The organism is Lysinibacillus sp. EB106-09-02-XG168, from assembly GCF_058791475.1.
Window position 1 is genome coordinate 2,363,198 of record NZ_JBYTDN010000003.1, and the last position, 21,630, is coordinate 2,384,827.

The 21,630-nt window shown below is 34.1% G+C and carries 18 protein-coding genes, 1 pseudogene and 1 other annotated feature; of the genes and pseudogenes, 17 read left to right on the plus strand and 2 right to left on the minus strand.

Annotated elements, in window-relative coordinates; translation table 11 throughout:
- Positions 1-242 precede the first annotated feature (242 nt).
- The 14 genes from AC3WSO_RS12490 (at position 243) to AC3WSO_RS12555 (ending at position 16,475) form a co-directional block, all read left to right on the plus strand.
- Entirely contained in the window at positions 243-413 is a 171-nt protein-coding gene (locus AC3WSO_RS12490) for a transcriptional regulator (RefSeq protein WP_492531170.1), read from the plus strand.
- A gap of 376 nt (positions 414-789) precedes the next feature.
- Complete coding sequence (locus AC3WSO_RS12495) at positions 790-2,490, plus strand: putative bifunctional diguanylate cyclase/phosphodiesterase (RefSeq protein ID WP_492531172.1); 1,701 nt, start codon at positions 790-792, stop codon at positions 2,488-2,490.
- Positions 2,491-2,645: 155 nt separating this feature from the next.
- Positions 2,646-2,864 (plus strand) — a binding site (T-box leader).
- A gap of 73 nt (positions 2,865-2,937) precedes the next feature.
- Positions 2,938-4,374 carry a proline--tRNA ligase gene (gene proS / locus AC3WSO_RS12500; protein WP_492531174.1) on the plus strand — a complete coding sequence of 479 codons (1,437 nt, stop codon included), beginning with the start codon at positions 2,938-2,940 and terminating at the stop codon, positions 4,372-4,374.
- A gap of 170 nt (positions 4,375-4,544) precedes the next feature.
- Positions 4,545-5,972: an ABC transporter permease gene (locus tag AC3WSO_RS12505; RefSeq protein ID WP_492531175.1), complete on the plus strand. Its 1,428-nt coding sequence runs from the start codon at positions 4,545-4,547 to the stop codon at positions 5,970-5,972.
- Between the two features lie 10 nt (positions 5,973-5,982).
- The gene (locus AC3WSO_RS12510) at positions 5,983-6,675 is read left to right on the plus strand and encodes an ABC transporter ATP-binding protein (RefSeq protein WP_492531177.1); all 693 of its coding nucleotides are present in this window, start codon (positions 5,983-5,985) and stop codon (positions 6,673-6,675) included.
- Between the two features lie 45 nt (positions 6,676-6,720).
- Positions 6,721-7,047, plus strand: a complete 327-nt coding sequence (locus tag AC3WSO_RS12515) for a hypothetical protein (protein ID WP_492531179.1) — start codon at positions 6,721-6,723, stop codon at positions 7,045-7,047.
- A 794-nt stretch (positions 7,048-7,841) separates the two neighbouring features.
- The gene (locus AC3WSO_RS12520) at positions 7,842-8,507 is read left to right on the plus strand and encodes a response regulator transcription factor (protein WP_492531181.1); all 666 of its coding nucleotides are present in this window, start codon (positions 7,842-7,844) and stop codon (positions 8,505-8,507) included.
- Positions 8,500-9,954: a sensor histidine kinase gene (locus AC3WSO_RS12525; protein ID WP_492531183.1), complete on the plus strand. Its 1,455-nt coding sequence runs from the start codon at positions 8,500-8,502 to the stop codon at positions 9,952-9,954. Before AC3WSO_RS12520 ends, AC3WSO_RS12525 begins: the two co-directional genes overlap by 8 nt.
- A gap of 211 nt (positions 9,955-10,165) precedes the next feature.
- Positions 10,166-10,492: an ArsR/SmtB family transcription factor gene (locus tag AC3WSO_RS12530; RefSeq protein WP_197140822.1), complete on the plus strand. Its 327-nt coding sequence runs from the start codon at positions 10,166-10,168 to the stop codon at positions 10,490-10,492.
- Complete coding sequence (locus AC3WSO_RS12535; protein WP_492531184.1) at positions 10,489-10,905, plus strand: SRPBCC family protein; 417 nt, start codon at positions 10,489-10,491, stop codon at positions 10,903-10,905. Before AC3WSO_RS12530 ends, AC3WSO_RS12535 begins: the two co-directional genes overlap by 4 nt.
- Before the next feature lie 206 nt (positions 10,906-11,111).
- The gene (locus tag AC3WSO_RS12540; protein ID WP_492531186.1) at positions 11,112-14,282 is read left to right on the plus strand and encodes an ATP-binding cassette domain-containing protein; all 3,171 of its coding nucleotides are present in this window, start codon (positions 11,112-11,114) and stop codon (positions 14,280-14,282) included.
- Positions 14,283-14,414: 132 nt separating this feature from the next.
- Positions 14,415-15,101 carry a Dph6-related ATP pyrophosphatase gene (locus tag AC3WSO_RS12545; RefSeq protein WP_492531188.1) on the plus strand — a complete coding sequence of 229 codons (687 nt, stop codon included), beginning with the start codon at positions 14,415-14,417 and terminating at the stop codon, positions 15,099-15,101.
- A 422-nt stretch (positions 15,102-15,523) separates the two neighbouring features.
- On the plus strand, positions 15,524-15,976 hold the full coding sequence (locus tag AC3WSO_RS12550) for a GNAT family N-acetyltransferase (RefSeq protein ID WP_492531189.1): 453 nt from the start codon (positions 15,524-15,526) through the stop codon (positions 15,974-15,976).
- A 211-nt stretch (positions 15,977-16,187) separates the two neighbouring features.
- Positions 16,188-16,475 carry a YolC/YozM family protein gene (locus AC3WSO_RS12555; RefSeq protein ID WP_492531191.1) on the plus strand — a complete coding sequence of 96 codons (288 nt, stop codon included), beginning with the start codon at positions 16,188-16,190 and terminating at the stop codon, positions 16,473-16,475.
- A gap of 840 nt (positions 16,476-17,315) precedes the next feature.
- On the opposite strand, the gene AC3WSO_RS12560 is transcribed toward AC3WSO_RS12555, so the two are convergent.
- On the minus strand, positions 17,316-17,432 hold the full coding sequence (locus tag AC3WSO_RS12560) for a YjcZ family sporulation protein (protein ID WP_349657922.1): 117 nt from the start codon (positions 17,430-17,432) through the stop codon (positions 17,316-17,318).
- Between the two features lie 1,038 nt (positions 17,433-18,470).
- Between AC3WSO_RS12560 and AC3WSO_RS12565 the strand changes: the two genes are divergently transcribed.
- Both AC3WSO_RS12565 and AC3WSO_RS12570 read left to right on the plus strand, forming a co-directional pair.
- On the plus strand, positions 18,471-19,007 hold the full coding sequence (locus AC3WSO_RS12565; protein ID WP_492531192.1) for a hypothetical protein: 537 nt from the start codon (positions 18,471-18,473) through the stop codon (positions 19,005-19,007).
- A gap of 84 nt (positions 19,008-19,091) precedes the next feature.
- A pseudogene (locus AC3WSO_RS12570) lies at positions 19,092-19,340 on the plus strand (enoyl-CoA hydratase/isomerase family protein); the annotation flags it as partial.
- Between the two features lie 147 nt (positions 19,341-19,487).
- On the opposite strand, the gene AC3WSO_RS12575 reads toward AC3WSO_RS12570, so the two are convergent.
- On the minus strand, positions 19,488-20,393 hold the full coding sequence (locus tag AC3WSO_RS12575) for a C40 family peptidase (protein WP_492531194.1): 906 nt from the start codon (positions 20,391-20,393) through the stop codon (positions 19,488-19,490).
- 508 nt (positions 20,394-20,901) lie between these two features.
- Here AC3WSO_RS12575 and AC3WSO_RS12580 point away from each other — a divergent pair.
- Entirely contained in the window at positions 20,902-21,618 is a 717-nt protein-coding gene (locus AC3WSO_RS12580; RefSeq protein ID WP_492531195.1) for a cytochrome c biogenesis CcdA family protein, read from the plus strand.
- Positions 21,619-21,630 lie beyond the last annotated feature (12 nt).

The following is a 21,630-nucleotide window of genomic DNA, read 5'->3' on the forward strand; positions in this document are numbered from 1 at the left end:
AATTAATCTGTTATATAACAAAGGAAAGGGGATGCGAATTTCTTTATATAAAACTGGATACGAAATTTTTTCTTCATTCAGTAGAAGACATTCACCTTTGAAGATTTGATATCACTGATTTTTAAAAGAAGGAATTGTGCGATCACAATTCAAAATCCATAATCAATTACGCCAAGGCGAAATTGATTGAAAAAAGACTAGACTATTTTAATGAAGTTGCACAAATGGAAGGAAGTATTAGGATGACAAAATATCGCGAAGGCTATGATTTTTACCGACAAGTATGTGAGAAACACGGTTTAGAACCCATCAATTTTCACTATTATATGTTGACCTTATCTCAAGAGCAACTTGATGCCTACAATGAACGAGCCAAAACATTGGGAGGTCCAATAGAATATGAAGTCTTTTAGCTTATAAAATACCTTACTGCCTAGTTATGACAGTAAGGTATTTTTAGTAATTATCATAAATGAAGTAATTATTCAAGTATCTGAAAATACAGACCGATCATTCAGTTGAGAAATGAATAGGCTAAACGTAACATATAAATGGACTAAGGTACTTAGTGTATTCCAAAACAAGCGTGTTAAATGAGTTAAAAGACCTTGTTTTTTGAGTCTGTTCTAACAAAAATCATTTAAATATAGATTTAAACGTTTGAATATTTGGGTTGAATTAACCGCTTTTCTAATACTATAATATAATTACATAATAAAGGGCGATATCCCATACCCCGCTTTTTATAAAGCAAAAGTACCAAACCCTTCTAATGAACGGAGAATGTAAATGATGAATATCACGCCTAGTAGTATTAATCAAGTTCACTATAGTCTGAAAGAATTACAAGATATTTTTTCAGCAATGAATAGTTCAATCATTGTGGCAATCACAGACCGAACTGGGAAAATTACGTTTGTTAATGATCATTTTTGCAAAATTTCTAAATATACACGTGAAGAATTATTAGGGCAAGATCACCGTTTACTGAATTCAGGTTACCATCCACGATCTTTCTTTAGAGAGATGTGGAAAACGATAGGTAAGGGTGACATGTGGAATGGCGAGGTATGTAATCGCGCAAAGGACGGTAGTCTATACTGGGTGAAGACGACGATTTTTCCTTTTCTTGATGACAATGGTAAACCATATCAATATATTGCTATTCGAGTCGACATAACTGCACAAAAAGATATCAAAAAGATTACTCATATTGCCTATCACGATGAATTAACAGGGCTACCAAATCGTCGTAAGTTAGAGCAACGTTTAGAAAACGAATTCCATCAATCTCGACGTACAGGTGAGAAGTTTGCGTTATTTTTTATTGATGTAAATCGTTTTAAAAACATTAACGATGGACTTGGTCATATCATCGGGGATCTGTTCTTAGTGGAAATGGCACATCGCCTACGCAACGTGGATTACACATCGAATTCTATCTACCGCCACAATAGTGATGAATTTGTAATTATAATAAACGATGTTGACCGTATTGAAGAGAAGGCTGAGGAAATAATTAGCGTCTTTAATGAGAGTTTTATCGTGAATACGTATGAATTTTACGCTAGTATTAGTGTTGGAATTAGTATTTTTCCAGATCATGCAAACTCTGTGGAGGAATTATTGAAAAATGCAGATATTGCAATGTATGCTGCGAAATCTTCCCGTGGTAATCAATATCGCTTATATCGACCTACTATGGATGAAATCAATGATAAATGGCTATTACTTGAAACAAAATTACATCAAGCGTTAAAGAAGGATATTTTAGAATTACATTATCAACCAAAGATTGATTTAAAAACGAATACAATCATTGGCATGGAGGCTTTACTTCGTTGGCATGATCCTGTACTTGGTCATATACCTCCGGATCACTTTATTCCATTTGCTGAAGAATGTGGGCTTATAAATGATATAGGGGTATGGGTGTTAAGAAAAGCATCCGCCCAGGCACGCGCTTGGAACGAGGTACATAATTTAAACTTACGTGTTGCCGTAAACATTTCTCCGATTCATATTAGTACGACAGGCTTTGTCAAAATGGTACGCGAAATTATGACAGAAACTAAAATCGATCCACACTTATTAGAAATAGAAATTACTGAGATGAGTATGTTGGATTATACCGAAGACTTGATCAATACTATTAACCAATTAAGAGCACTCGGTATTACGATTTCTTTAGATGATTTCGGAACAGGTTACTCGTCGCTCAATTACTTAAAAACATTCCCAGTAGATGTTTTAAAAATAGATCGTGCATTCGTCCGTGATATTTTACCTGAAAAATCAGGCATTGCCATGATTTCAGCTATGATCTCTCTTGCACATGCCCTAAATCTTCAAGTAGTAGCTGAAGGCGTAGAGGAAGAAGCAGAATTAAAAGTGCTGCGTGAACATGGCTGTGAGTATGTACAAGGCTATTATTTCAGTAAACCACTATCGGTAGATGACTTTGCGCAGTTAATAGTTGAGAGTAAATAATTATAGTAAGTCTTTGTGAAAAATCAACTGCTGAAAAATCCTTTGTTATTAAAAGTGATATTTCGCACTGGAGTAATGTTAATTTTTAGATATTTTCCGAAAAATAATTATTAATATTTGAAATTATTTAACTGTTTTGCTAAAGTTATATACAATATAAATTGATGATGTGGCCAAGTAAGGTAGAATTGTGAAACAGAAAATATAGCAAATGTTGAGAGCTATATCACCGCTTCTATCTGAAACCTACCACGGAGATGTTATGCAAACATAACCGAGTCGTTTTCGTTACAAAACGTTTGAGGGTTTTAAGATGTTTTTAAAACTAAATTCAAGGTGGTACCACGTTAATTCGGCACAAAGACGTCCTTATTTTAAGGACAGCTTTGTGTTTTTTCGTTTTTATTCAATAGGTGGCAAACACCTAATCGAAATGGAGGAAAGAACATGACGAAACAACAAAATGATTTTTCAAAATGGTACATTGAAACAATTCAAAAGGCAGACTTAATGGATTATACACCGGTCCGAGGCTGTATCGCATTTAAACCGGACGGCTATGAGATTTGGGAACATATTCAGGAAGAAATGGACCGCCGTTTTAAAGAAACAGGCCATCGCAACGCTTATTTCCCTATGCTAATCCCTGAATCTTTTTTTCAAAAAGAAAAAGATCATATCGAAGGTTTCTCACCAGAGCTTCCTTGGGTAACGGAAGCAGCAGGCGAGAAATTAGAAGAACGTTTAGCACTTCGCCCGACATCTGAAACGATGATTGGACACTTATATTCAAATTGGATCAAAAGTTATCGTGATTTACCGGTCCTCATTAATCAATGGGCAAATGTTTTTCGTTGGGAAAAGAAAACACTTCCGTTCATTCGAACTTCTGAATTTTTGTGGCAAGAAGGCCATACAGCGCATGTCGATGAAGAAGATGCACGTAAAGAAACCAAGCAAATGTTAACGATCTATAAAGAGGTAGTTGAGGATTTACTTGCAATCCCTGTCTATGATGGACAAAAAACACCTTCAGAACGTTTTGCAGGAGCGGTTGATACATTTTCAATTGAAGCAATGATGAAAAATGGCAAGGCCGTACAAGCTGGTACTTCTCATTATTTAGGGACAAAATTCGCTGAAGCATTTGATATTAAGTATTTAAACAAAGCTAATCAGCATGAACATGTACACACAACATCTTGGGGGACTTCCACACGCTTAATCGGTTCTGTCATTATGGTTCACGGTGATGAACAGGGGCTTATTTTACCGCCACGAATTGCACCAACCCAAGTTGTCTTAATACCTGTAGGTCCATGGAAAAAGAACCCTGAAATTATAGAGAAACTAGATGACATCTTCGCAGCCCTTAAAAAGAAGGAAATTCGAGTTCGTTTAGATGATTCGGACCAATCACCTGGCTTCAAATTTAACGAATGGGAATTAAAAGGTGTACCGATTCGTATTGAACTAGGACCTCGTGATTTAGAGAAAAACCAGGCATTGTTAAAAGCACGAGATGAAGATGAGAAGCAATCCATTGACCTGAATAACATTATTTCAGCCATTGAGTTAGAACTAACAACTATGCAAACGCGTTTATTTGAAAAAGCACGTACATTCCGTGATGAAAACGCTCATACTACGATTGATACACTACAGGAATTACAGCAGCATATTAACACGTCCAAAGAAAACGGATCTATACCAGGCTGGATTCTTGCTGGATGGTGTGGAGATGATGCATGCGAGGAAAAAGTGAAAGAGGAGACAAAATATACTTCTCGTAACATTCCGTTTAACCCACCAACTACAAAAACTACTTGTATTTGCTGTGGCAACGAAGCGAAGCATAAAGTTTGGTTTGCTCAGGCATATTAATCATTGAAGAGTTTGAAAACGGATAATATTCAAATAAAATAAGCTTGTTTCTCGCATTTTGAGAAACAAGCTTATTTTATATTTAAATAATCTCTAGATAAACTCCGCAGTATCTCCATATAAACTACAGGTTACCCATTTATAGTATAGCTATCAAGGAGGTAATAAAAATGAATTTTATCAAACGAGCATTTTTAAGTGTTAAAGCAAGGAAAGGGAAATCGCTAATATTATTTACTGTATTTTTAGTAGTTTCCAATTTAGTATTAGCGGGTTTCGCTATTCAAAATGTCTCACAAAAGGCGAATGATCACGCTAGACAAACATTAGGTGTTGACGTGAGTCTTAGAATGGACGAAGAGAAGCTTATGGAAAATGTAGAGAAACAGCGACAAGAGAATCCAAATGGAAAAATACAACACCCTGAACTTTTTGCTGATGAAGCAGATCAGTTAGCTAAATCACCTTATGTAATAGACTACAACTATCTTAAAAGTGACATGCTTGTAGCAGATGATTTTGCACCTATTAATAGTGGAACGGATGATGAAGGGGTAGTTGGAGCAGTAGGTGGTAGTCACTCTGGAAATATGAAAATGCCTAATACATTTATCCAAGGCGTAAAAAGTTCCGATTTATTGCAAGAATTTACAGATGGAACGAATGAAATGATTGACGGTCGTTCAATTGAATCAGAGGATGTGAATAAGAAAGTAGCTCTGATTGAAAAACGGTTAGCCGAAGAAAACGAGCTTCAAGTTGGTGATAAGTTAAAGATTAAATCAACTGATGAAACATCGGAAGTTGAGTTGGAAATAATAGGGATATACAAAAATTCCGGGATAACTGACTTCGATGAAAATTTACCAGCTATGATGCACCCATCTAACAAAGTATACACTACTTATGACGCGACGAAAGAAATGTCTGAAGAAAGTGATAAAAAGGGTGTATCTATTAACGAAGCAATTTACTACTTAAATGATCCAGAGAATATTCAAGATTTTAAAGCCGAGGCAAAGAAAACAAATATTGATTTTGATTTATTTAAGCTAGATGCACATGATGCTTTATATCAAAAAATGGTAGGCCCTATCGAGAATATTGCCGCTACTTCCAAAATGATTGTTTATTTAGTATCCATAGCTGGATCCATTATATTAGGTCTTATTATCATGTTGACCATAAAAGAGCGACGTAAGGAATTAGGTATTCTATTGGCAATCGGTGAAAAAAAGAGGAAATTAATAGGACAACTGTTAGTAGAAGTACTATGTATAGCTGTACTAGCATTTGGCATTTCTATCATTACAGGAAAAACAGTGTCTCAAAAAATGGGAGACAGTTTATTACAGCAAGAAGTTATTGCTGCCGAAGATCAACAACAAGAATCAAATACTTTAGGATTTACGTTTGGAAGTATGAATAAACAAGATAAGGATGTAGAGCCTATCGACGATATTGATGTAAGTATATCATCACAAGATGTGTTGAATTTAGGTGCATTAGGGTTATTAATCGCGATTTTATCAACACTTCTTCCAGCATTATCAATTCTTCGTTTAAATCCAAAAGAAATTCTATTAAAAGATGAGTAGGAGGAGTCACATGGACACTATATTACAATTTAAAAATCTATTTTACTATTATCAAAGTAATAATAAGAAGAATACTTTGTTAGAGAATGTAAATTTCACCTTTGAAACAGGATGTTTCTATAGCATTTTAGGTCCATCAGGTTCAGGAAAAACAACCGCACTTAGTTTAGCAAGTGGATTAGATAACCCAAAAGAAGGACATGTACTTTACAAAGGAAAAGATATACGGAAAATTGGATTAGATAAATATAGAAATAAATATGTTTCGATCATCTTTCAATCTTATAATCTCATTACGTATATGACGGCACTTCAAAATGTCGTCACGGCAATGGAGATTACAGGAGTTAACATAAATGATAAAAAAAGAAGAGCGCTTGAATTATTAGAAATGGTTGGCTTGTCGGAAATCGAAGCGAAAAGAAAGGTGTTACAGCTTAGCGGCGGTCAACAACAGCGTGTAGCAATAGCTCGTGCATTATCTTGTGAAGTAGATTTATTAATTGCGGATGAACCGACCGGTAATTTAGATGAGAATACTTCGGATGAAATTGTAAAATTGTTTAAAGAACTAGCTCATAAAGAAAACAAATGTATTATCGTTGTCACTCATTCCCAGGAAGTCGCTAAACAATCTGATAAGGTAGTGTATCTTGAAAATCAAAATTTGGTTTGTAAAAGTTTGAAGAAGAAACGGGAATAAAATTTTATAGAAAATCTTTTAAAATGTAAAATTGGAGTGAAAAAAATGTGGACGAAAATAGCAGCATCCATTGGCTTAGTATCAATCGGAATAGCAATTGGTTTATTTGCAAATTTGATTAATTTTGGTGGAAACCTGAATCAAAGTGAAACGAATATGGACCAAGATCATAACACGTATTCAGAAGAAAAGATTCCCGATCAGCGACAGTGGGAATCTCCAAATCCAAGAGGAGAAATGACACCAGAACAGTGGGAGGAGTTCACATCAAAACCAGGTGAACGGTCACCAGAACAGAGGGATCCTTACTCATCTAATTCAGAAGAAGATATGATACAAGATTCTACATCTGGTTCTACATCTCCTAATTGAAATTCTTCATACAATAAATAAATTCTATAAAACTTTAGCTCGACAGATTTACACCAGGCATAAATGAACAGGTATGAATAGCATAAGCTCCCCCTAGGATAAACAGGTGAAAATTAAAACATGTTTATCTTAGGGGGAACTTCGTGTCTTTATCAAAATTTTTTGCGAAATCTATCATTAGACATTTATGGAATCAAAAGTATAATAAACGAAGCTTTGGACGATAAAAAAGAATCCATCTTTTTTTCCAAATGGATTCTTAATTATAAATAACTTTTAAATTATTTTAATCATTATCATATTAACAAATGACTTCGTACACTTAAAGAAGATTTCCTCTGCTCCTAAAGCTTTAAGGGATACGTATGTCAAACACGAACACAATACCAACATAAATACGACCATTAACAATAATGGACGTAGATTAATTTTATACATAAAACCTTCTCCTTAGTTGAACATGTTGAAAGAAAACTACTGTATAGTCATATACATCTTCAGACGCTTCATTCTATTGAAAGTACACATAAAAGAATTCATTTTCTTCCTAACAACTAATGTATATGACCAATCTGGTATTTGTATGGAGATAAAGAGGAGTTTATGTAGAGAAGATAAAAATTAGCGTCAGTAACATTTATTATTTTATTCAATTTCAAAAAAGAACATATAGTTATATCGAATCCATTCCAGAATGAATATTTGAGAGGATAGTATAGCATTCAAAGGGAATATGAGGTTTCTTCACATAAACTCCAGATTGAAAGGTTATAATGTGCTTCGAGGGGGATATATTGATGAACTATCATATTCTTGTAGTAGAAGACGATTTAGAAATTCAAGAATTAATTAAACAGTTTTTGATGACACAAAATTATACAATAGAGGTTGCTTCAGATGGGTTAGAGGGAATGAAACGATTTAATACACAACCCTTTGATTTAATTCTTCTTGATGTCATGATGCCAAACCTTAATGGATTTGAAGTTGCCAAAATGATCCGAAGTCAGTCAAACATACCCATTATAATGTTGACGGCTTTAGAAGAAGAACAAGATCAAATGAAAGGCTTTGATATAGGAATTGATGATTATATAACGAAACCTTTTTCATTCCATGTATTGATCAGACGAGTACAAGCAGTTCTAAGAAGAAGTTGTAATCAAAATAGCGATAATCATCTGAATTTTAATGAACTGAATGTCGATTGTGACGGATATAAGGCTTATGTAAATAAAGTTGAAATCCCGTTAACAACTAAAGAGTTCGAAATTTTACAACTACTACTTCATAATGAAAAAAAGGTGCTTACTAGAGAAATTATTGTAGAAAAGATATGGGGATATGAATATGCAGGCGAAACAAGGATGATTGATACACATATAAAAAATTTAAGAAAAAAATTAAATATACCCTATATAAAAACAATAAAGGGTATTGGATACAAAATCGATGAATAGGATTGTAAACATCATGAAGATGAAACGAATAACGTATAAGCTCTTTATGATCACTTCCCTCATATTGTTATCTTTTGCAGTCTTGATTTATTTAACGTTATACTTCTTCCTTCCAACATTTTATGAACAATATAAAAAGAATCAACTCCAATCTGGATTAGAGGAAATAATTGGTGAATCTAAAAATTTAACAATACAAAATGCGATACCACTTTTGGATGAGTACACAAAAGAAAACAATGCCATCATTTACTTACAAACTAAAGAAGGAACTATGATATATTCGCCTTCTTTTTTTATTCAGGGAAATACGCAACCACCAATACTTACTGCAAAAACAGCGCCATTGCAAAATTCTGAAAACCTTAATAATGTATTTAATGTTACTTTGCCTATTCAATTCCTTAATCAAGATGGTTTAATGGTTACTGTATTAGCGACATTACAACCTATTGATGAAGCGACACATGTCTTAGTCCGTTTTCTTCCTTATATAAGTATCATTGTAGTGTGTATTGGATTAGGAAGTGCATTTTTATATTCAAGGTTCATTACAAAACCGCTCATCTATATGAATGAAGGTGCGCAAAAGATGGCCAACTTGGATTTTTCCGAAAACATCGTAGTTCGTTCAAATGATGAATTAGAGGAACTATCCAATAGCTTGAATGAGATGTCGAATAACTTGCAACGAACTATGCTTGATTTACAAAAAGCAAATGAGCAATTAAAAGATGATATTGAAAGAGAGCGAAAAATCGAAACAAAACGCCGAGAATTTTTCGCAACAGTTGCACATGAATTAAAAACTCCGCTTACTGTTATGAAAGGATATTTAGAAGGGATGATTTATAATATCGGTCCTTATCAAAATCGTGACCTCTACTTAGAAAAAAACCACAAAATTATCGAAGGAATGGAACAATTAGTTCGAGAGATTTTAAGCATGTCTAAATTAGAACAAGATACCTTAAAATTGCAATTGGAGGAAGTCAACCTTCTAGAATTATTAGATTCAATAACGAAAGACCTCGGTTTTTTTGCTTCTCAAAAAGACATTCAGATTATAAAACAAATTTCTCCTAACATGAATGTACGCACAGATCGAGATTTATTAGAAAAAGCTTTCAAAAACATCATCCATAATGCGATTACGTATTCACCGCAAGGAGAAACAGTATGTATAGACGTATCCGATCTCCAAAAAGAAAATCAGATTCAAATACAAGTGATGAATACAGGTGTCACAATAAAAGAAGAGGAAATACAACAATTATTTGAGCCATTTTATAGAATCGAAAAATCGAGAAATCGAAATACTGGTGGGAGCGGACTAGGTCTTTATATTGTAAAGCAAATATTTGAATCACTTTCTATTACCTATTTAATGAATGATACCGAAAATGGTGTTCAATTTTTAGCTACTATTCCTAAAGGAAGATCATAGTATATATTTGGACTTAAACAACGCCGTTTAGTTAAAAAAATATCAGTCAAAAGAGTGTCAAATTGTAAAAGTATTTGACACTCTTTTTTATTGTTGTGAAAAAGAATAAAACGAATGTCATTTTGTCAAAAATAAAAATTGACTGGACACTAAATGGTGTCATATAATTAAGACACCATTTAGTGTCCTATTCAAAAAGGGAGAGGAGATTTTGAGCGAGAAAAATCTAGAGCGTGATGTTTATGCTGCGATTGCTGACCCCACAAGACGTCAATTAATACGCTTGTTGGCTGATGCAGAAGAATTACCTCTTCACGAATTAACGGCTCATTTTCAAATGGGGCGTACAGCAGTTTCTAAACATTTGGCTATCCTGAAAGATGCTGATCTTGTAATTGCTCGAAGGGTTGGTAGAGAAACGAGATATCGGTTGAATGCCAATCCATTAAAGGAAATTCAAGATTGGATATCTTATTACGAAGGATTCTGGAAAGAAAGAATGGCTAAATTAAATCTTATATTGGAGGAAAAAAAATGAAAGCAGATGTATCTTTAGATTACCAATTCACAAGTTCAATCGAGAAAGTTTGGAGCGCATTAACGGATTCAGACACTCTTGAAAAATGGATATGGAAAAATGATTTTAAACCAATCGTAGGACATAAATTTCAATTCCGAGCTGAGCCAAACGAATGGTGGGATGGAATTGTCAATTGTGAGGTGCTTGTAGTGGATGAGCCTCATACATTATCTTACACTTGGGCGAGTGCCGGAGAAATCACTACGGTTACATGGACGTTGACACAAGGTGAAGATGGTACAACTAACCTACATCTTGATCAATCTGGATTTAGTGAAGCAACGAAAGCTCGTCAAGGAGCGATCGAGGGAGCTAAATATGCTTGGATTAACAATGGTAATCAGCTTGAAAAAGTGTTAGCAGAACTATAATTCATTTTTATCGTTTATATAAATAAACCGTTCTTCAACAATTGACGCTTTTCCGAACTCGGGAAGCGTCATTTTTAACTTCTTTCAGAAGAAGTTGATACGCATTTATGCTGAGACTTAATTGATTGGCATTCGATTCAAAAACACAGCAAATACTTCTGAAGTTGTGCTAACATGACAATAATAGATTGAATGGAGAGTATCCAATGAAAATAAATCAATTAATTGCTAACAATATTAACCGATTAAATGTCGACTTGCCGGAAGATCAATCATTAGGAATAGCAGGATTGTCCGGATCAGGTAAAACTACATTTTGCCAAGCAATTGGTGAAGAATCCAAGAAGCGTCTCGTTTCCTTATTACCAAAGGCTGAATATCAGTATTTATTCCCGAATATTATGGAAACGAATTTCAGTGCCATTAAGATGGAAGAAATGCCTTTAGTCCTTTTTCTCGGGAAATCATCCATTTCTGCCAATCCACGTTCGACGGTTGGTACTCATACAGGTGTTTTTAAAGAGATACGTGAAAAGCTGGCAAATAAATTAGATCTTTCTCCAGAAGTTTTTTCCTTTAATAATGCATTAGGCTGGTGTCCTGCTTGTAAAGGGCGTGGTACGACTAAAAATGTCGAATGCAAAAAGTGTGAAGGTAAGCGTTATAATTCGGAAGTTGAGCAATATAAGTTTGAATTATGGGATCAACCACATAGTATTTCCGATATTAACAATTTAAGTATAGAAGCGATTTATTCTCTTTCAGAGGAATTAGCGATTAGCGAAGAAAGACAACGTATTCTCACAAATATTATCCAAATGAATATTGGTTACTTAACGTTAAATAGAATTATGGGAACTCTATCTGGTGGGGAATTAACACGACTGTACTTGGCGGAATTTATGGCAGCTAGTGAAAATACGGTCATTATTATAGATGAAATTTCTGTTGGTCTTGATCATCAAACGCTGTTGAAAATAGTAGAGCAGATTAAACAATTGGGCTATAAAAACCAAATTTGGCTTATTGATCATTCTGATACGGTGCTAGATACAGCAGATGAGCAACTGTTCTTTGGACCAGGTAGTGGAAAATACGGTGGTAAAATTGTCGAAGTATCACCACGTCCAGAACCAGTCTATTGGGAACGAAATCAGGCAATGCCAACTGACTATTATCAATTTCATGATCTTTACTGTCGTAATATTGAAATGGCTAACATTCAGATCCCTAAAAATAGACTCGTAACCGTTACAGGTGAGTCTGGTTGTGGGAAATCGACTCTTGTCAATGAGTGCATCTCAAAGGATTTCCAAAAACGATACCCGAAAGATAAATTGGTTATGGTAGGACAAGACCGAAACCAATCGATTACTAGCCGATCAACGGTTGCAACGTTTCTTGATATTAAAAAGAAAATGACGAAATACAGTGACGAAATTGATGATATTTTCCAACGTTCCATTGAGGATATTATCGCGGAGCTTCCAAATGAAGACATCGCTCATAAACGCTTAAATTTATTAATTAAGCTGGGACTTGGTTATTTGACGTTAGAAAGAAAAACACAATCTTTGTCAACAGGTGAATTTCAATGCGTCCATTTAGTGTCTGAGCTGTTTTCAAATGCCAGAAACTCCCATACATTATTTATATTTGATGAGCCTTCAAAAGGTTTATCTCAAAATATTTTAAACCAATTCATTGATAGTGTTAGGGATATTCTACGAGATGAATCTGTCTCTATTATGATGATTGAACATAATGCCTATATGATGGAAAACTCTGATTTCATCGTCGATTTTGGTAAAAGACAGCCGGAACCTGTTCGACATCTTGATGTTGTCAGTCATGATGAGTATTTTAGTCAACATAACAAACCAAATAGTGAAGCTCCATTGCATATATCTTCAACACTAAATTCTAAAAATGGTATTCATTATTTAGAAGAGAATCATATTAGCTATTTTAAAAATGCTGAAAACATTTATAAAGGCGGTATTTTAAAAAGCTTATCATCGATGGCCCGATTAATTTATGGTGAATACGAATCCGCAACTATTGCTCCTGTCGTCGCCATTGATCTAGAAAGACACTTATATAGTCAATATAGTTTTTTATATGAAATCGGTGGTCTTATCAACCATATTGTGGCGTCACATCCGACGAATAAAGATACAAGAAGCTTCGATTTCTTTAGTCAGGAAAATCATTGCCCAAGCTGTTCTGGCCGCCTGCAAATAGAAAAATTTGATGTTGATTTGGTCATGCAAGACAAAACAGTGCCATTTTGGGATGGTTTATTACATCAAGACGTGATGGAAGTATTAAAATATTATCAATATCCTAAATTGCAATTCCTGTTTGATGAGATTAAAAATGAACTGGGTCAAGATATTAGTAAAAGCTACAATGACATGACAGCAGAAGAAAGACATACATTCCTTTATGGTTATTGGGAAAAATCATTTTATGATAAAGCAACGAAGTCTTCGAAAAAATGGGAAGGGTTTAATTTGATCCTTGGACGTTATATGGTGATTTCGAAATCAATTATTAAAGAGCAAATGAAAGCATCAAAAGAGATGATTGCCTGTCCAATCTGTCAAGGAGCGGTGCTAAACCATAAGAAACCACTAACAATTGGAGACACTGATATTCGTAAGCTTATTCATCAACCGATCGATCAGGTATTAAAAACGATTGGCAATTTACCAGAGCTTGAAAAGCTAAAATCAATTGTTGGTGGCGATATGATACTTACAGAAGATGTCTCTTTACTTCCTAGAGAAACACAAGTGTCGTTAAAAATGCTGGAATTAGAACTCGCAAGCTTTGCTGGATATGAAATAGTCCTACAAAATGTTTTACCATTTTGGGACAAAATCCAAAATAATATCGCAGCCATAAGCAGTAAAAATCAAATTACAATTTGTGATTTCGCCCATATTGACGAAACGAGAGAAGCTATTATTGATCAGTATTTCACGAATGGAAAATACAAAAAATTAACGTATGTTTATGAAGCATTTGGCTATAAAAAAATTGTTACACAAATTAATAAAATTAAAGCAAGTCATAAATGTCCATATTGTAGTGGGAAGAAAGTCATTTCAGAAGATAATCTCCATGATGGTGTTTATAAATTATCAGTACCATGTGTTCGTTGCTATGAAAGTGGGATCAATGACGAAGGTCGTAAGGAAATTGTCGATGGTGTAGACGTGCAAACATGGCTAACCGGCAAAGTAAGCGATGTTGTTGCTGAAAACTTACGAACGGACGCTGTTGCTGATATCCCTATTTTCAATCGTATTCGAGAGTTAAATAAACGAGAGATGATAGCGGTTTACCAATGCCTTGAGCAAAATAATTAATTAAAGCAAGCCTTATTTTAAGTGAAAGTTACTTCAAAAACTCATTTGCAATAATAAATGCAAATGAGTTTTTATGTTATCCTGAGAAAGTGCTTGTAAAAAAGTTAGTCGGATAAAAGGGGAAAGATAGGAATGACAGAATTGATGGACTGGAAAAATAATGCTCAAGGGCATCGTTTTATAGCTTCATTTAGCGGAGGAAAGGATAGTGTCTTAGCTTTATATAAAGCTATGCAGGTTGGAGAAGCGGTTGGACTAATCGTCATGATGGAGGAAGAAGGAAATCGTTCCAGATCTCATGGCATGCCTCCGGAACTCATTCGTGCTCAAGCTAATTCTATAGGTTTACCGGTTTATACTGCAGAAGCAAGTTGGACAGATTATGAAAAAGTATTTATGAGCCTTTTAGAAAAAGCTAAAAATGAAGGTGCAGAAGTTTTAGTCACAGGTGACTTAGATATGCCTGAACATGGCTGCTGGCATGACAAGGTTACGAAGAATGCTGGATTAAAACTAGGCATGCCTTTATGGGAAATGGATCATCGTGAAGCTGTCGATGAATTTATAAACCTAGGATTTGTTACAATCATAGTCACTGTAAATTTATTATTAGGGATGCGAGAGGATGATTTAGGGCGAACATTAACCCATGAATACGTGAAGGAGCTTGAAGCCCGCGGTATTGACACTTGCGGAGAAGGTGGAGAATTCCATACTACAGTATTAGACGGACCCATTTTCAAACATCCTATTCCTGTTCGTAAATGTGATGTTATTAGAAGCGGAGAATATGCTTTTCTGCCTTTGGAACTTGATTAAAATGTAAGCATTTTAGAGTATTAAAAAACTTATATAGTTGGGTTATGGACTGCTGAGAAATATAAAATATAAGAGCCTTACTACATCTTATTGTAGTAAGGCTCTTTCATGTTGTTTAATAAATATAAAAATTACACAACAAATTAGTTGAAAAACTATTATTAAAATCCTCTTAATTTCTAATCTATATCGATGGAAAGTATGTGTAGCTTTATAAAAAAGGTTGATAATTTGTAATAAAGCTTGATTAAAAACATCTCACCTCAATAGATTTTTAGAGGTAAGGTTTTTTTTATTGGAAATTTATGATAATATCACTTTGAAGATTGTGAAGAAATGTACCTAAACTAACGTTGCAGATTAGTTTAAGAAACAATAATATTTTATCAAAGAAGTCAGAAGTTAAAAAAAAGGAGATTAAAATGGATATTAGGAAACTGAATAAAGATGAAAAACTTCCAATGGAATTGTTGTTATTGGCTGACCCTTCAAGAGAGATAATTGAGGAATATGTCAATAGAGGCGAATGTTTTATAGCTGTAATCGAACAGCAAATTATAGGAGTTTATGTCTTACTTCCAACAAGACCAGAAACAGTGGAGCTGGTGAATGTTGCAGTCGTAGAGGAGCAACACGGAAGAGGTATAGGAAAACAGTTGGTAATGGATGCAATTAAAGTAGTTAAGTCAAAAGGATACAAAACAATAGAAATTGGAACTGGAAATTCAAGCATAGGGCAATTGGCTCTTTATCAAAAATGCGGTTTTAGAATAATTGGTGTTGATATGGACTTTTTTGTTAAGCATTACCCAGAAGAAATTTTTGAGAACGGTATTCAGTGCAGGGATATGGTTCGTTTATCTCAAGATTTATAGGTTAAAAAAGGGGGCGTATTGTTCAACTAACGAGGGTCTAACTTGAAGAACGTTGAGTTGCATTAGCAGCTCTTTTCTTATTAAACGAACGGAGTAGGATTATGAAAGGTAGCAACTTTAATTAATTTTATTAGAAACACCGTAATCTATATTGAAATGAAAAGTTATTTACGACGCAGTATTGTGATAAACAAATGATGGAGGAGAAAAAATGGGTGTTAAAAGAAAATTCGGAGCACTAATTTTAACGGGTGTTATTGTAATGTCTGTGGTATTTTTGTACGCACAACAAAAACCATATAATACAGAGCAAGTTATAGACTCATTGTGGGATAAATATGAAGTACAAAGCACTCAGATTGGTGTTACTGATCCGGTTATATGGATAGATGTATATGATAAAAATGATATACCTGAAGTTGAAAAGTATTTAAAAGCCAAATTGTCTAAAGATGATTTAGAACACTACGATATCGAGGTTTCTTCTCGGTGGTCGTGAATTTTTTTGTGAGACCACAATAGATCATTTTCAAAATCAGGCGCGATTTTGGAATTAGCGTAGCTGATTTATATTCGACTAACGGGGCCAAGAGTTTAAAGTTAAGCTCCAAAGTCAAAGGTAGCTTTTCTTATTTATGTCACTACTAAAAGAGGTACTTCCACAAGGTGATTATGTGAAATTTATATTTGTTGGCTAGATGAAGAGTGTGAGAGTGAGTTAATAATTAATTTAAATCCACAGATTGAAGCAATAGATTTTTTATGAAAAATACTATATCCGAATAGAAAACTAAAGGTTCAACTCAAAATAAAATTTGTACTACTTTTTGTTAATTTATTAAACTCCCATGAAAGAACTTAATCATCTTTCATTTTCTGTGGTGAAGTGCTGCTTTTTGCACTTCATGGATGGCTAACGGGGAGCGATTGTTCAATAAGAGCAGTCGCTTCTTTTGCTAACGGGGGAGGTTTGTGTAATATGAAGAAATACCAGATGCTGTTATAAAAGGCGAATCAATGAATGATTAAAATAGGAGGATAAATTAATGGGTAAAACCGTTACTTTTTCATTTAGTAGTACCAAATATAAAAGCACAGATGCTACAGATGATCGATTTAATCCAGGGCTATTCTAAGTATTAGGATTGATTTGTTTTATATAGCTACTGATATTACCTTCAAATAGCTGAATATTTAAGTACTAAAAATAATGAATACATATAGATTAACTAAACTATTAAAAGGGTCACTGGCGGAAAGTGACCCTGAAGAATGGGAGGTATATAGGATTAGTTTGTATAATCCTATACATTATGAGCATGAAAGGTGGTTTTCGGTATTAGTAATAACCTATGAAGCTAGTACCAACAATAATCAATAGAATGAATAGAACTACGATTAGCGCAAATGATGAACCATAACCAGAACCAGAACCATTACCGCAATATTCAGACATAGTAATTTCCCTCCTTTCAATACTATATAATATGAATCGTTGTTAAAATGATTAGCGATATTTATCTATTAAAACATAAAAATAATAAAATTAAATATCCAGTCATTTATAAAAAGATGATTCAATTCTTCATCCGTGAAAATGTATATTTCTTTAGCATCCCGTTAATCAAATTTTAATTCTTTTAGAATTAAAGTCTTGCATTATCCTCATTTATGTCAATAGGGATTGGGTGTGTAGTTGGTGGACTTATCTCCGATAAAATCGGAAGAGCCAATTTAACGATTTTATCTATGGTATCAGTGCTATATGCTCTATAGTAAGAGGTTTTACTTATGGACAATCGTTTTGTTTAACGCTCATCATTTCTATAATTTGGGGGATGTCTGTCATATCCGATTCCGCCCAATTTTCTGTAGCAGTCTCAGAAATAGCAGAATATGTAGGCACTGCCCTTACTACTCTAATGTGTATTGGTTCCCTAGTTACTATAATTTCTATCAATCTAATTCCGATTATTCAGAGAATCATTGGTTGATAATGGGTCTTTACCCTATTAGCGATTGGGCCTATCCTTATTGTATAAGAGTTGGTGCTCTCATGCTGAAACACTACCAACTGAAATGAAATATGAAAGCTTCGAACAATACTAAATATATCCTGGCGGCTAAACTAAAGACAACTAGATTATGGTATTCGTACTGAACGAGAAACAATATGACCGGAACCCTGATTCACTCTTATTCGATCTAAAGAAGGATACACAAACAGAGAGCAAACTTTCCATAAACGTCACTTTGTACGTAATTCAGAGCTTAAGCAACCAATTTTAGCAGGTAGAGAGTACTTAGTTGTATATGATAAATACTACTTAACTGAACAAGGTATTTTAGAGATTATCGAATTTCCATAATAAACTAGGGTTCTCCATTCGTGGGTAATCCTTTTTTACGTTTTCTTTGACTAAATAACTTCTAATATAAGTCTGTGCTAAAATATTACTTGTAAGACAAATACAAACTGAAAAGGATGATTTTTGTGAACATTAAAGGTAAAGTATTAGCGAGCGTATTAGCGTTAGGAGTAGCAACAACTGGTGGTTTTATCATGGGTAGTAATCAAGCAGAAGAACCTGCACACGCATATCCATTCAATGAAACAGCGACAGCTAAGTGGGATGTATTCAAAGATAAGCTAACTGCTTATGATAACTGGGATATTTTAAATGAAGGTAGTATTTCATTTACCGCCGTAACATACCTAGAAAACGAAACAAATGAGAAAAATAAAAAATATGAAAAATATCCGTCTATGAAGGTGTACTCTTTCAGAAATGTTGATTATAATTCTGACGGTTCTGTATGGATGTCTGAACAAAGAAACTTTAAAATAAGTTCTGTCAATCAAGTAATGGGCAAAGATTTTAAACCTGTAGACGGACAAAACTATATCTTAGTTATGAATGTTAAACATGGTGCTTCTGGTGGCATTATGAAATTGATACCTATAACTCAAGAAGAGTATGATAAAGGAATTAATCCTGAACAACCTACACAACCACCTGCATGTAAATAGCGGCAATTGACCATCCTTAAGGTGCTGCACCCCAAAAGTTAGGAGCAGCTAAAAGATGGAAATTATTAAACAGTAGAAGAATGCTTTGTCACGGATTTTATTTTAGCAATAAAATTTTTGGGACATGATGACTTTTTCGAAGGTGTACATTCCGTCGTAATTGATAATAATCGAAATCCTAAGTATACGGATAAAACCGTAGCTGATTTTACAGATGAAGATTTGAAACAATTTTTTAAAGATAACAAAGTTAGAGTAAAAAAAACGAATAAAATTGCTTTTGAGAAATTAAACGCAGCAACCACCTATTATATTTATGTATTGAATAGGTGATTGCTTACGTTTTCTAGTTTTGCTAGATTAATCTAATTCCCGATTTTATCCTTCATTTCTTCATAATCATAATGAAATACCATAGTGGAAGAGGGTAAAAGAACGAAAAAGGCATCTCATCCATAGATGAAACACCTTTTCTTGAAGTTATTGAGCTGCTCGTTGGATAAAAGTGTCTAATTGTACAAATGTGACATTGTCATTTACCCCGAAAGTATTGTTACCTTTACCAACTGTAATTTTATTAGAAGCGAGAATAGATACATAATTGTAGGCCCAATGCGCACTTGAAACATCAACGAATTGTACTGATGTTCCTTCTTGTTTTAAACGGAATGCTTCCACTAAAACTTTTGATAATTGACCACGTGTCATCGGAGAACCTGGATTGAATTTTCCGTTTTGATCACCTTTAAAAACGCCGATTTTTTTAAGTGCTTCTGCAGCACCCGCATATTTAGACGAAGGTTTTAAATCTGGAAAACTTGAATTGGTGTTACTAGTATCTAACTTTAAATGCTTAGCTAGTTTAAGAGCTACCTCTCCACGCGATGCATAAACGCTAAAGTCGATTTCAGCACCTTTAACTTCTCCTTCATAGAAGTTTGCTACGCGTTTTGCCCCTACGTAACGAGATCCCCAGTAATAAGGATCATTAAGCTTGTCGATTTTTACTCCAGAACTTGTAGTAGCTGAAATAAAATTGCTGTCACCTATGTATATGCCAACATGAGAAACGCCGCTTCCCGAAGTATTAAAAAATACAAGATCCCCAGTCTTCAACTCAGCTTTCTCAATCGAAGTACCTTGCTGATATTGAGCACTCGATGTACGTTGTAGTGAAATGCCTAACTTAGAAAAAACGATTTGTGTATATGCTGAGCAATCTATACCTTTCTTAATGTCCGTTCCTCCGTATAGATAAGGTACACCTATATATGATTTTGCTGTATTAGTTATATCTGCTATTGTCGCTGCCTTCGCATCATGAACACCCATGCCTGTGAAAAACATAAACGATGCAAAAATGGGAAGTAACCATTTTTTCTTCATGTAAACTTACTCCTTCCAAAAAGCTTTCAGTTTTTAATAAAGTAAGAATAGCATGAAACAGCCCTCAGTTATTTTTCAATCATATTACCGATTACCGTTAAACAGCAAAATTGAAACCTTAATTTTAACTGTGTAAAACTTCTGCAATAATCATGGGCAATTTTACTAAAAATAATTTAAATAAATGGTTATAGAGGGTGGAAAGGGTTAATTTAGTGGTTCTATCCAACATAAAAAACTTTAAGTAATTCATTGTTTTCCACATCTAATCCTATTTAGTGCTTTATGGCACTGTTGGTCCTTTTCAGTTTAACACCTCGTTTATTAGCTAGATTTTTATACTTATAAACGAAGACTTTCTTTACAAGCTAGTTCACAAATGGGAAATAGCACCTTTTATCCCAATTGTATTTTCATAAAAACAATTGGCCATTCTCCATAAATTTTTCATATTTTTTATTTATACTAAATAATTGATGTGTTTCATTAAATAAGGAAGGATTGGTGAATGGCTTTGGCAGGAGAATTGAATTTGTTTCTTTCCTTTGCAGCAGGGTTATTATCGTTTATTTCCCCTTGTTCATTACCACTTTACCCAGCATTTCTCTCGTATGTTACGGGGATGTCCTTTAATGAACTAAAGGATGACAAAGGAGTATTTCATCGTAAAGCTTTGATACATACACTTTTATTTTTATTTGGTTTTTCTATTATATTTTTGGCTTTAGGTCTATCTACATCATTTATCGGCTCTCTTTTTATTATGCATAAAGATTTGCTGAGACAAATTGGCGCTATTATTATCGTAATATTTGGCTTAATCATTTTAGGTGTTTTTAAGTTCGATTTTTTACTTTTAGATAAGAGAATACAGTTTACGAAAAGACCTAAGGGGTATTTTGGTTCTATTCTTATCGGCGTGGGCTTTGCTGCTGGATGGACTCCGTGTACTGGTCCAATTCTTGCGGGAGTTATTGCATTAGGTATATCCGATCCTAGTAGAGGTATACTATATATGCTATTTTATGTACTTGGTTTCTCTATTCCGTTTTTAGTTATGTCTCTATTTATTGAGAAAATGAAAATGTTTCAAAAACGAAGTGCTCTCTTTATGAAAATAGGTGGTGTGTTAATGGTTATTATGGGAATCATGTTATATTTTGATATGATGACAAAAGTGATAGCATTTTTAACACCGTTTTTAGGAGGATTTACAGGATTTTAGACGATATAATAC